Consider the following 10,567-nt stretch of genomic DNA (forward strand, 5'->3'; position numbering starts at 1 on the left):
CGGCGTCAGGCCAGGGCCTCCACGCGGGCGCGCAGCTTCTCGAACTCCGACCGTTGGCCCGGGTGGACCTTGGTGACGTGCAGGGCCGTCTGCTTGATCATGGCGGCCAGCTCCCCGAGGACGTCCTGCGGGACCGGCGTGCGGCCGCGGACGGCGCGGAGCGCCTCGATGTCCTCGGCGAAGTACGCGGCGAGACCGGTCAGGACCTCCCCGTCCGGCTCGTCCGGCAACGCGACCATGGCGGGGGTGTCCCTCGCCGTGCGCTCCCAGCGGAACCGCATGTCGGCGAGGACGGCGGCATCGAGCTCGACGGCCAGGGCCGCCCACTCCGCGGCGCTCGGCCGGACGGCCGGCACGGCCGCGAAGACACTCCGGAGCGTGGCGATGCCCTGTCCCTCCACCTCCCGGTCCTGGTCGACCAGGGCGCGGACGAGTTCCCGCGCCCGCTGGGCGAAGGGCTTCGCCTCCGCCAGGCCGGCGGTGCCCTCGATCACGGCGTCCAGCAGGAGTTCGGCGAGCGCCAGGGGCGCGCAGTCGACCGTGGCGCGCGGGATCCGCAGGGCGCCGGAGGCCGAGTCGAAGGTGATCCGGCCGCTGCCCTCGGCCAGCACCGGGTCGATCCGGTCCAACGCGTACTTGAGCTGGCTGAGGTAGGGGAACAGCTGGGCCACCACGGCCTGGTCCTTCGGGAGCAGTCCGGCGACGCCGTCGCGCACGGTCCGCCGGGTGATGTACCCCCAGGAGGCCAGTTGGTTCTCCAGCTCGAGCAGGCGGGCCTGGCGCTTCCAGACGGACCACTCGGGCGTGTTCCACTTCGCCTCGGTGAAGGTGGTCCAGGCGAAGCCCTCGCAGTCCGAGGCGCGGACCCAGGCCCGGTTGACCATGATGTCGAGCCAGGCCAGCGCGCCGCCGAGGGTGGTGGTCCCCGACCGCTTCGCCAGCAGCCCGCGCCGGGCCGGCAGCCGCCCGAACGTCTGGTACCGACCCCAGGCGTTCTCGCTCCGCTCGACGAGCAGTGCGGCTGCGGCCGCGTAGGTGTCGGCGTTGCTCCGGGCCAGCTCCGCGGACAGGTACGTCCAGGCCCAGCCGCGGCGGTACGCGTAGTCCTTGACCGGGTGGTTCCCGATGCCCTCGTTGAGGCTGTGGGACAGCTCGTGCACCAGGGTGAGGACGCGGTTGGTGAGGCCCCGGGTGCCCGGGCCGACCAGGCTCGGACGGAGCTGGATCTCCCGCACCGACGGGACTTCCCCGTTGCTGATCACCGTGTTCGCCCCCATCGTGGCGGGCAGGTCCTCCCGCACCACGAACGTGACCTCGCGCATCCGGTGGCCCAGCCGGGCGAAGCGCTGCTGGAAGGCATGGTAGTCCGGGGCGCCTCCCGGGCCGTTCAGCACCGTGGTCGCGGTCAGCTCCGCCACGGTGCCGAGGGCGACGATCGCGTCGATCCGGGCGGTGATCGCGGCCAGCACCTTCTGCTCGGCCAGGGACAGGTCTCGGGTCAAGGGGGGTTCCTCCGCGGCTCGTTTCGCCAACCGGCTTTCCTGGCAGGCCGGTTCACTCGGCGATGTGCGGACGGAATGATGACAGGAGCGAATGGACAACGAATAAACACCGGGCGCCCGGTTTTCGTCCGCACCCCGACGGACCGGGCCCGGCGTGCCCCCGGGCCCGTCGTCGGTTCCGGAAGAACAGGCTGACGATCATATGATGTCCGCGATCGAGGGCCGGGTGGCCCAGGCAAAACACGGGGGAACCACATGTTCGGCATCATCAGACCCTGCCGCCACCGGCTCTCGGAGCGGCTCCAGGCGAGCTGGACGGCCCATCTCTGCGGCCTCTGCCTGGCTCTGCGCGACGACCACGGGCAGTTGGCACGGACCGCCACCAACTACGACGGGCTGATCATCTCGGTACTGGTCGAGGCCCAGGCCGACGCCGGGCACACCGCCGGCGGCGCCGGCCGGCGGACCGCCGGGCCGTGTCCGCTGCGCGGCATGCGGACGGCCTCGGTCGCGCGGGGCGAGGGCGCCCGGCTGGCGGCCGCCGTCTCGCTGGCGCTCGCCTCGGTGAAGATCCGCGACCATGTCGAGGACCAGGACGGCGTGTTCGCCCGGCGCCCGGTCGCGGCCGGCGCGCGGGCGGTCACCCGGCGCTGGGACCGCAAGAGCTCCGGCAGCGCTTCGGTGGTCGGCTTCGACACCTCGGTCCTGCTGGACGCGGCCGCCCGCCAGGGCGAGCTGGAGCGCGAACTGCCCGCCGGCGGCTCGGTGCTGCTGGTCACCGAGCCCACCGAGACCGCCACCGCCGCCGCGTTCGCGCACACCGCCGTGCTGGCCGGACGGCCGGGGAACGAGGCGCCGCTGGCCGAGGCCGGGCGGCTGTTCGGACGGCTGGCGCACCTGCTCGACGCCGCCGAGGACCAGGAGGCCGACGCCGCGAGCGGCGCCTGGAACCCGCTCGACGCCACCGGCACCGAGCGCGCCGAGGCCGAACGGCTGTGCCGGGACGCCGTGCACGGTATCCGGCTGGCCCTGCGGGACGTCGAGCTCACGGACCGGGCCCTGGTGCACATCCTGCTCGCCCACGAGACCGAGCGGGCCGTCGAGCGGGTCTTCGGGCGGCCCGGCCACGCCGCCTGCCGGGTCGGGCACGAGGCCGGCGCCTCTCCCGTCGGCGATCAGCAGCACGGCCACGGACAGCACGGCCACTCGCAGCACGGGCACTCGCAGCACGGCCGTACGGACCGGGGCGCGACCGGCTCCAACCCCTACCAGAGCCCGCCGCGGCACGACCCCGGCCAGGCCCCGCCGCAAGGTCCGGGCGCCCCCGTCCCGCCCTGGGTCCCGCAGGGCCCCGGCTTCACGCCGCCCGGCGCGCCGCCGCCCAACAGCCGCAATCTGCTGGCCGGTTGCGCCGCCTGGGCGCTGATGGGCTGCACCTGCCAGCTGCTCTGCTGCGAGCACAACCACCCGTTCTCCGGCGAGCGCCGCGAGGGCTTCTGCGCCCGCAACGAGTGCTGCGACTGCGGCAACTGCTGCGACAGCTGCCAGTGCTGCGGCGAGAACGCCCAGTGCTGCAACGACTGCGGCTGCTGCGACGGTTGTGACGGCTGCGACTGCGGCTGCGACTGCTGAGGCCGGTCCGGTCGCCGTGGGCCGCCGGGTCCGGGGCACTGCTGCTCCGCACCCGGCGGCGGCGCGCCGTGACGCCCCGTCGCCGCCGGCCTGCGGCGACCGACCCGAACGCGGCGTCAGGCCGCGAGACCGACGCCCAGGGTGACGGCGACGGGGACGAGGTAGAGCAGCGGGAAGGGCACGGTCTTGAACGAGCGGGCCCGGACGTTGGTCAGCACGGCGCCGGCGAAGTAGAGGATCAGGCCGATCGCGGCGGCGACACCGATCGCCGGAACCGCGAGGCCGACCAGCAGGCCGGCGGCACCGGCGAGCTTCGCCGCGGCGAGCCAGCTCCACCACGCGCGAGGCACCCCGTAGTCGACGAGCGGCTGGGTCACGAACTCGGCCCGGCGGGCCAGCGAGACGCCGGAGAAGCCGACCCAGAGGGCGCTGACGACGGCGAGGACGACGTGGGCGACAGACATGGTGGTACCTCGTTCACGTGTGGAAGGGGTGGCGGAAGGCGAATCGAGCGCTCCGCCCCGACGGTTCGTGGGTCGACGCTGCACCGACCCGCGAAACGCACCCGGTGTGACAGCACTGCCGGGGGAGTTCTTCGCGGGACGGTCCGAAGCGGTGGTGGCCCGAAGCGGTGGTGGTCGGACGCGGTGGCGGTCCCGCGGTGCCGGACGTGCCGGGAGCAGGGACCGCACCATCGGCAACGGGTGCCATCCGCACCCGGCCGTTCGTCCCGATCGGACGCGGCGGCGGTCCCGCTCAGCCGGACACACCGGCAGCAGGGACCGCACCATCGGCAACGGGTGCCATCCGCACCCGGCCGTTCGTCCGGATCCGACGCGGCGGCGGTCCCGCGGTGCCGGACGTGCCGGAAGCAGGGACCGCACCATCGGCAACGGGTGCCATCCGCACCCGGCCGTTCGTCGCGCCAGGACAGAATGATGTCCGCGATCGGCCTCCACCGCGACCAAGATCAATCACCACAGTCACACCCAAGAGCCGACCAATGGGACACGCCGTGATCGAATCGAGACCGACCGGCCATCACCGCCGGGGCCGACCACCGCCGATCGTGAGCGAGAGCCCGGGGCCGCGGGAGTGTGGGCCCACAGCTCCCCCAGGTGGAGCCGGACCCGGTCCGACGGCGTGCCCCCGGCCCGGCCGGCTCCGCCTCGCGGCGTACCCGCCGTCCCCCGGCGGGGCGACGCGCCGGAGCGCGACCGCTACCTAACGTGGCGTCATGTCGAAGACCGCCCGGTGGCGTTCCGCCGCCCTGCCGATCGCCTCCACCGCCCTGGTGCTGACCCTGGCCGGCCCGGCCGCCGCCTCCGCCCCGGCTGCCGCCACCGCCATCGCCGGCACGACCGCCGGCACGACCGCCGGCACGACCGCCCCCGAAGCCGCGCCGGACGCCGCCGGTCCGCGGGTTCCGGCCACCAGTACCCACCGGCCCGTCGGGACGACCTCGGCCCGCCTGGTCGACCGGGACCGGCCCGACCCCTGGCGCCCGGACAAGCCGTCCCGCGAGCTGATGGTCACCTTCTGGTATCCGTCCGACTCCGCCCGGGGCGCCCACGCGCCCTACCTGTCAAGGGAGTTGTCCACCGCCCTGTACGGCAGCGAAGGTCCGGCCGGGATCCGGACCGGCGCCGTGGCCGGGGCCAGGCCCACCCCGGGACGCCATCCGCTGGTCCTGCTCTCCCCCGGTTTCGGCCTGAGCCGCACCACCCTCACCGCGCTCGGCGAGGAACTCGCCTCCCGGGGCTACGCGGTGGCCGCCGTCGACCACACCTACGAGACCTCGGTGGAGTTCCCGGGCGGGCGGATCGAACCCTGCCTGGTCTGCGGGCGGGAGGGGACCGACCCGGACTTCGGCGCCACGGCCTCCCGTGCCCGGGCCGCCGACCTGCGCTTCGTGATCGACCGGCTCACCGCCCCCGGGAACCGCGGCCCGGTCCGCGGGCTCACCGTCGATCCGGGGCGGATCGGCGCGGCGGGCCATTCGCTCGGCGGCGCGGCCGCCCTGGAGGCGATGGGCGAGGACCGCCGGATCCGCGCCGCCGCGAACCTGGACGGCAGCGTCTGGATCCCGCCCACCGGCCTCCGCTCGCGCCCCATCCTGCTGTTCAGCGCCCAGCTCGGCGGCTCCCCGGGCGCCACCGCGAACTGGGACGACACCTGGAAGCGGCTCACCGGCCCCCGGTACTGGGTGGACCTGCCGACCGCCGGGCACCTCTCGTTCTCCGACGAGCACTGGGCGGTGGACGCCCTCGGCACCCGCGACCAGCTACCGGCCGACTCGGGGCCCGAGCTCTTCGGCACCGTCCGCGGCGACCGCGCGCTCGCCGCCACCCGCGCCTACCTCGGCGCGTTCCTCGACCGGCACCTGCTGGGCCGGCAGGCCCCGCTGCTCGACCGGCCCTCGCGGGCCTTCCCCGAGGTCCGCTTCGCCAAGTAGCGGTCCCGGCACGGCGCTCCGGGCGGGCTCGCCCGTCCGGGCGCCGCGCTGCCACAGCGGCAGCACCTCGACCCGGGCGGCCGGGCGGCGGTCCCCCGGGCGATGGTCCGCCGGACGGCGCTCACCCATCGCGGCCCACCGCCGGTCTCGGCGCCCCGCCCGTCCGCACGGCCGCCGCACCGCGGCGGTCGGCCGCCAGTGAGTCCTCCAGCCGGGCCAGCAGCACCCGGAAGCGGTCCGTGTCCTCGGCCGTCATCCGGCCGCCCTCGGCCGGGGTCCGCATGCCCCGCCCGCCCCTCGTTCCCTCGGTCATGCCCCGACCCTAGGCACCGACGATCAACGCCGGATAAACGGAGGGGAACCGGCCGAACGGAACCCCTTCGACCGTGCGCGCTCAGGAGCGGTGCTCGGCCCGGTGCGCGGCCCGGTACCCGGTGTGGTGCTCGGACCCGTGGCAGCGCCGGTGCCCGGCTCGTGGCGAGGGTGGTGCTCAGGCTCGCCCGAGCACCCGGTCCACCGTGATCTCGACGACCACCCGGTCCGGATTCACCCGGGGCTCGCGGTAGCGCTCGGCATAACGGCGCTCCGCGTCGGCCACCGCCGCCGGCTCCTGCCGGACCACGGCCACGCCCTCCAGCGTCGACCAGCGAGCCCGGTCCACCTGGCAGACCGCGACCCGCTGGCCCGCCGCCCCGGCCTCCAGCACGTTCCGCACCTTCCGGCTGGTCCGGCTGCTGATCACCCGCGCGGTCCCGGTCTCCGGGTCGAAGGTCACCCCCACCGGCACCACGTGCGGCGAGCCGTCCGGGCGCAGCGTGGTCAGGGTGGCGATGTGCCGCTCCCGCCAGAAGGCGAGGAAGGCGTCGTCGAGCGCGCGGGGATCATGGGCCATGCCCGCGATGCTACGTCGCCGAACCCGGCGGACGACCGCCGGGCCCGGGGGCGCGTGTCCGGGCCCGGCTGCGTGTGTCCGGGCCCGGCTGCGCGCGCCGGGCCCGGGGGCGCGTCCGGGGCACCTCGCCAGTCCCCGGACGCGCGGACGCGCGCCTCAGTGCCCGCGGGCGATCCACTCCGGCAGGGCCGGGCCCTCGGCGCCGATGGTGGTCGGGTCGCCGTGGCCGGTGCGGACCACCGTCTCCGGCGGCAACGTCAGCAGGCGCTCCCGGATCGAGTCGATGATGGTCGGGAAGTGCGAGAACGACCGGCCGGTGGCCCCGGGGCCGCCGTGGAACAGGGTGTCACCGGTGAACACGGTGCCCAGCTCCGGGGCGTACAGGCAGACCGCGCCCGGCGCGTGCCCCGGGGTGTGCAGGACGGTCAGCGCCGTACCGGCGACCTCGATCCGCTGCCCGTCGGCGAGTTCGCCGTCCGGCAGCCGGTCGGGGTGGGTGAGCTTCCACAGCGGCAGGTCGTCCGGGTGCAGCAGGATCGGCGCACCGGTGCGCTCGGCGAGCGCGGGGGCGGCGTCGATGTGGTCGTTGTGGGCGTGGGTGGAGACGACGGCGAGCAGCCGGCGCCCGCCGAGGGCCGCCTCGATCGCCGCGGCGTCGTGGGCCGCGTCGATCACCACGGCCTCCGCGTCGTCGCCGACGATCCAGACGTTGTTCTCAACCTCCCAGCTGCCGCCGTCGAGTTCGAAGGTGCCGGCAGTGACGAGCCGGTCGATCCGGAGGCCGCCGGTGCTCACAGGACCACCACCGAACGGAGCACGTCGCCGTGGTGCATGCGATCGAACGCCTGCTCCACCGCGTCGAGTTCGATGGTCTCGCTGACGAACGCGCCGAGGTCCAGGCGACCCTGGAGGTAGAGGTCGATCAGCATCGGGAAGTCCCGCGAGGGCAGGCAGTCGCCGTACCAGGAGGACTTCAGCGCACCGCCGCGGCCGAACACGTCGAGCAGCGGAAGCTCCAGCTGCATCTCCGGCGTCGGCACGCCGACCAGGACGACGGTGCCGGCCAGGTCGCGGGCGTAGAAGGCCTGCTTGTAGGTCTCCGGGCGGCCGACCGCCTCGACCACGACGTCCGCGCCGTTCCCGTCGGTCAGCTCGCGGATGGCTTCGACGGCGTCGGTGGCGGTCGAGTTGACGGTGTGGGTGGCACCGAGCTTCCGGGCGGTGGCGAGCTTGCGGTCGTCGATGTCCACCGCGATGATCTTCGCCGCGCCGGCCAGCCGGGACCCCAGCACGGCGGCCCCGCCGACCCCGCCGCAGCCGATCACGGCGACCGAGTCGCCGCGGCCGACGTTGCCGGTGTTGATCGCGGCGCCGATGCCCGCCATCACACCGCAGCCGAGCAGCCCGGCGACGGCCGGGTCGGCGGCCGGGTCGACCTTGGTGCACTGGCCGGCGGCGACCAGGGTCTTCTCGGCGAACGCGCCGATGCCCAGGGCCGGGGACAGCTCGGTGCCGTCCAGCAGCGTCATCCTCTGCTTGGCGTTGTGGGTGTTGAAGCAGTACTGCGGGCGCCCGCGCCGGCAGGCACGGCACTGGCCGCAGACGGCGCGCCAGTTGAGGACCACGAAGTCGCCGGTCGCGACCTCGGTGACGCCCTCGCCGACCGTCTCCACGATGCCCGCGGCCTCGTGCCCCAGCAGGAAGGGGAACTCGTCGTTGATCCCGCCCTCGCGGTAGTGCAGATCGGTGTGGCACACCCCGCAGGCCTGGATCCGCACCACCACCTCGCCCGGCCCGGGGTCGGGCACGACGATCGTCGTCACCTCCACGGGTGCGCCCTTGGCGCGCGCGACGACTGCCTTGACCTGCTGGGCCATCCGGTTCTCCTCCGTCGGCCGGTGCCCCTGCGCACCGGCGTGACCTGCGTCGACGCGAGTCGGACGACCCGCCCGAGCAGCCTAGCGCCCGCCACGTCGGGTGGCCGGGGAACGCCCCTGGTGATCCGTCCCACTGGTCGCCCCGGCCCGCCGGGGGCACGCCTGCCCGGCGGGCGGTCGCACCCCCTCCCGCACCCCGCCCGCGCCCTGCCGACACCCCTGCCGACACCCCCGCCGACACCCGTTCCGCACCGCACCGGCACTCGGTCCGCACCCCGCCGGCACCCCGTCCGCACCGCGCCGCCACCCGCCGGCGACCGTTCCGGGGCGCGAGCCGGGGCGCGCGGCCACCGCTGAGCGCCCGTCAGTGTCGTCGCGCCCTCACCGCCCCCTTCCCACCCCGGCGTTGGCTGGTTTCGTCGCTGACTGTGGCCCGTCGCCCACGTACGGTCGAAGCCAACCCGGCCCACTCGGCACGCCGTCGACCACGCCGCCCGTCCCCGCGCACCGCCCGGATCCACCCCCCGTCGGCCGCCCTCCAAGCGGCCACCGCCCTGGAGTCTGGAGTACGGATGTCCGCCGAGAACAGTGCCACCGGTGCCGGAACCGGCACCGCCCCCGACCCCCGTCCCGCCGACCTGGCCGTCCTGCCGCCGCTGCACTGCCTGCGGCTGCTCGAGCCCGGCCCGCCCCGGCTGGCCGCCCTGCCCACCGGCACCCCCATCTGGCTGGTCAGCCGGCACGCCGACGTCCGCCAGGTGCTGACCGACCCGCGCCTCGGGCGCGCGCCCCTCTACGCCCCCGGCGCCCCGCCCGTCTCGCTCACCCCGAACCTGCTCGACGACCCGTCCTCGATGCTCAACATCGACGGCGTCGAGCACCAGCGGCTGCGCCGCACCGTGCAGCGCGCCTTCACCCCGCGCGCGATCGCCCGGTGGCGCCCCTGGGTCGCCTCGGTCGTGGAGAGCCTGATCGACGAGCTGATCGACCGGGGCTCGCCCACCGACATCGTCGCCGGCTACACCCGTCCGCTGCCGATCGCCGTGATCAGCCGGCTGATGGGCCTGGACGGTGTCGACAGCAAGCGGCTGGAGCACTGGAGCGACCACGCCCTGTCCGCCACCGCGTACTCGGCGGAGGCCATCCGCACCGCGATGACCGAGTTCGCCGGCTTCGGCGCCGAGGTGATCGCCGAACGCCGTGCCGCGCCCGGCGACGACCTCGTCAGCAGCCTGCTCGCGGCCGCCGCCGACACCCCGGGGATCACCGAGGAGCAGATCGTCTCGCTCGTCATCGGCCTGGTCGTGGCCGGGCACGAGACCACCATGACCTCCCTCGGCAACGCCCTGGTGTATCTGCTCAGCGACGGGCACGACGCCTGGCAGCAGCTCGCCTCCGACGAGCAGAGCGCCGCCGACGCCACCGAACAGCTGCTGCGCGCCGTCCCGCTGGGGGACTCCGACGTCCTGCCGGGGCTGCTGCGGCGGGCCGTCGAGGACCTCGACATCGGCGGGGTGCGGATCCCGGCCGGGAGCGTGGTCGCCGCCGACACCGGCGCCGCCAACAACGACCCCGAGGTGTTCACCGGGGACCTGCTGACCGAGCTCTTCTCCCCGCTCGCCGCACCGATGTACACCTTCGGCGCCGGACCGCACCACTGCCTGGGGGCCTGGCTGGCCCGGATGGAACTGGAGCTCGCCCTGCACCGGCTGGCCCGCCGGCTGCCCTCGCTGCGGCTCGCCGGGACGGTGGAGGCCATCGACTGGCGGCGCGGCCTGCTCACCCGCAGCCCGCAGCAGCTGCGGGTCTCCTGGTGACGGGTCGGGAGGCGACCGGGGCGGCGCCGGCGGTCATCGTCCAGGTGGACCGGGACCGGTGCATCGGCTCGGGCATGTGCGCGGCCACCGCACCCGGTTCGCTGGCGCTCGGCACCGACGGGCTCGCCCGGCCGGTGCGGGAACAGCCGACCGGCGCCGCCGGAGAGCCGCTGACCTCGGAGCTGGCCGACGCGGTCGACTACTGCCCGGTCGAGGCGCTCTCCCTGTACGGGGCCCGGGACGGGCGGCGGATCGACCCGACCGGCTGACCGGCGGGGGGGGGGGGGGCGCCGCCCCCCCCCCCCCCCCCCCCCCCCCCCCCCCCCCCCCCCACCACCCCCCCCCCCCCCCCCCCCCCCCCCCCCCCCCCCCCCCCCCCCCCCCCCCCACGT

Annotated in this window: 10 protein-coding genes; 4 read left to right on the forward strand and 6 right to left on the reverse strand. The window is 75.4% G+C overall.

Annotation, left to right across the window (positions count from 1 at the left end):
* Positions 1-5: 5 nt before the first annotated feature.
* Positions 6-1,502, reverse strand: coding sequence for a hypothetical protein (locus ACIPYS_RS34575; protein WP_093859011.1), 1,497 nt, complete (start codon positions 1,500-1,502; stop codon positions 6-8).
* A 255-nt stretch (positions 1,503-1,757) separates the two neighbouring features.
* Between ACIPYS_RS34575 and ACIPYS_RS34580 the strand changes: the two genes are divergently transcribed.
* A complete protein-coding gene (locus ACIPYS_RS34580) occupies positions 1,758-3,134 on the forward strand; it encodes a DUF5685 family protein (RefSeq protein ID WP_400753705.1) in 1,377 nt (458 codons plus the stop codon).
* A gap of 116 nt (positions 3,135-3,250) precedes the next feature.
* Here ACIPYS_RS34580 and ACIPYS_RS34585 read toward each other — a convergent pair whose 3' ends face one another.
* Entirely contained in the window at positions 3,251-3,598 is a 348-nt protein-coding gene (locus tag ACIPYS_RS34585) for a DoxX family protein (protein ID WP_400753708.1), read from the reverse strand.
* A 773-nt stretch (positions 3,599-4,371) separates the two neighbouring features.
* Between ACIPYS_RS34585 and ACIPYS_RS34590 the strand changes: the two genes are divergently transcribed.
* Positions 4,372-5,589 (forward strand): alpha/beta hydrolase family protein, encoded by a 1,218-nt coding sequence (locus ACIPYS_RS34590; protein WP_400753710.1) that lies wholly within the window; start codon positions 4,372-4,374, stop codon positions 5,587-5,589.
* Between the two features lie 121 nt (positions 5,590-5,710).
* Here the strand turns inward: ACIPYS_RS34590 and ACIPYS_RS34595 are convergent, their stop codons facing one another.
* The 4 genes from ACIPYS_RS34595 to ACIPYS_RS34610 form a co-directional block, all read right to left on the reverse strand.
* A complete protein-coding gene (locus ACIPYS_RS34595; RefSeq protein WP_159424798.1) occupies positions 5,711-5,902 on the reverse strand; it encodes a hypothetical protein in 192 nt (63 codons plus the stop codon).
* Between the two features lie 177 nt (positions 5,903-6,079).
* A complete protein-coding gene (locus ACIPYS_RS34600) occupies positions 6,080-6,481 on the reverse strand; it encodes a pyridoxamine 5'-phosphate oxidase family protein (RefSeq protein WP_093859015.1) in 402 nt (133 codons plus the stop codon).
* A gap of 156 nt (positions 6,482-6,637) precedes the next feature.
* On the reverse strand, positions 6,638-7,276 hold the full coding sequence (locus ACIPYS_RS34605; protein WP_093859016.1) for an MBL fold metallo-hydrolase: 639 nt from the start codon (positions 7,274-7,276) through the stop codon (positions 6,638-6,640).
* Positions 7,273-8,358 carry an S-(hydroxymethyl)mycothiol dehydrogenase gene (locus ACIPYS_RS34610; protein WP_400753714.1) on the reverse strand — a complete coding sequence of 362 codons (1,086 nt, stop codon included), beginning with the start codon at positions 8,356-8,358 and terminating at the stop codon, positions 7,273-7,275. The genes ACIPYS_RS34605 and ACIPYS_RS34610 overlap by 4 nt, the downstream gene beginning before the upstream one ends.
* Before the next feature lie 572 nt (positions 8,359-8,930).
* On the opposite strand from ACIPYS_RS34610, the gene ACIPYS_RS34615 reads away from it, so the two are divergent.
* Positions 8,931-10,175: a cytochrome P450 gene (locus ACIPYS_RS34615; RefSeq protein ID WP_093859018.1), complete on the forward strand. Its 1,245-nt coding sequence runs from the start codon at positions 8,931-8,933 to the stop codon at positions 10,173-10,175.
* The gene (locus ACIPYS_RS34620; protein ID WP_093859019.1) at positions 10,172-10,444 is read left to right on the forward strand and encodes a ferredoxin; all 273 of its coding nucleotides are present in this window, start codon (positions 10,172-10,174) and stop codon (positions 10,442-10,444) included. Before ACIPYS_RS34615 ends, ACIPYS_RS34620 begins: the two co-directional genes overlap by 4 nt.
* Positions 10,445-10,567: the final 123 nt, after the last annotated feature.

The organism is Kitasatospora sp. NPDC089913 (assembly GCF_044748625.1).
Taxonomy (GTDB): Bacteria; Actinomycetota; Actinomycetes; order Streptomycetales; family Streptomycetaceae; genus Kitasatospora.

Bases quoted from the DNA above. Each gene is read 5' to 3' on its own strand.
- ACIPYS_RS34580 (WP_400753705.1), top strand. From the start codon at position 1,758: ATGTTCGGCATCATCAGACCCTGCCGCCACCGGCTCTCGGAGCGGCTC.
- ACIPYS_RS34585 (WP_400753708.1), bottom strand. From the start codon at position 3,598: ATGTCTGTCGCCCACGTCGTCCTCGCCGTCGTCAGCGCCCTCTGGGTC.
- ACIPYS_RS34590 (WP_400753710.1), top strand. From the start codon at position 4,372: ATGTCGAAGACCGCCCGGTGGCGTTCCGCCGCCCTGCCGATCGCCTCC.
- ACIPYS_RS34595 (WP_159424798.1), bottom strand. From the start codon at position 5,902: ATGACCGAGGGAACGAGGGGCGGGCGGGGCATGCGGACCCCGGCCGAG.
- ACIPYS_RS34600 (WP_093859015.1), bottom strand. From the start codon at position 6,481: ATGGCCCATGATCCCCGCGCGCTCGACGACGCCTTCCTCGCCTTCTGG.
- ACIPYS_RS34610 (WP_400753714.1), bottom strand. From the start codon at position 8,358: ATGGCCCAGCAGGTCAAGGCAGTCGTCGCGCGCGCCAAGGGCGCACCC.
- ACIPYS_RS34615 (WP_093859018.1), top strand. From the start codon at position 8,931: ATGTCCGCCGAGAACAGTGCCACCGGTGCCGGAACCGGCACCGCCCCC.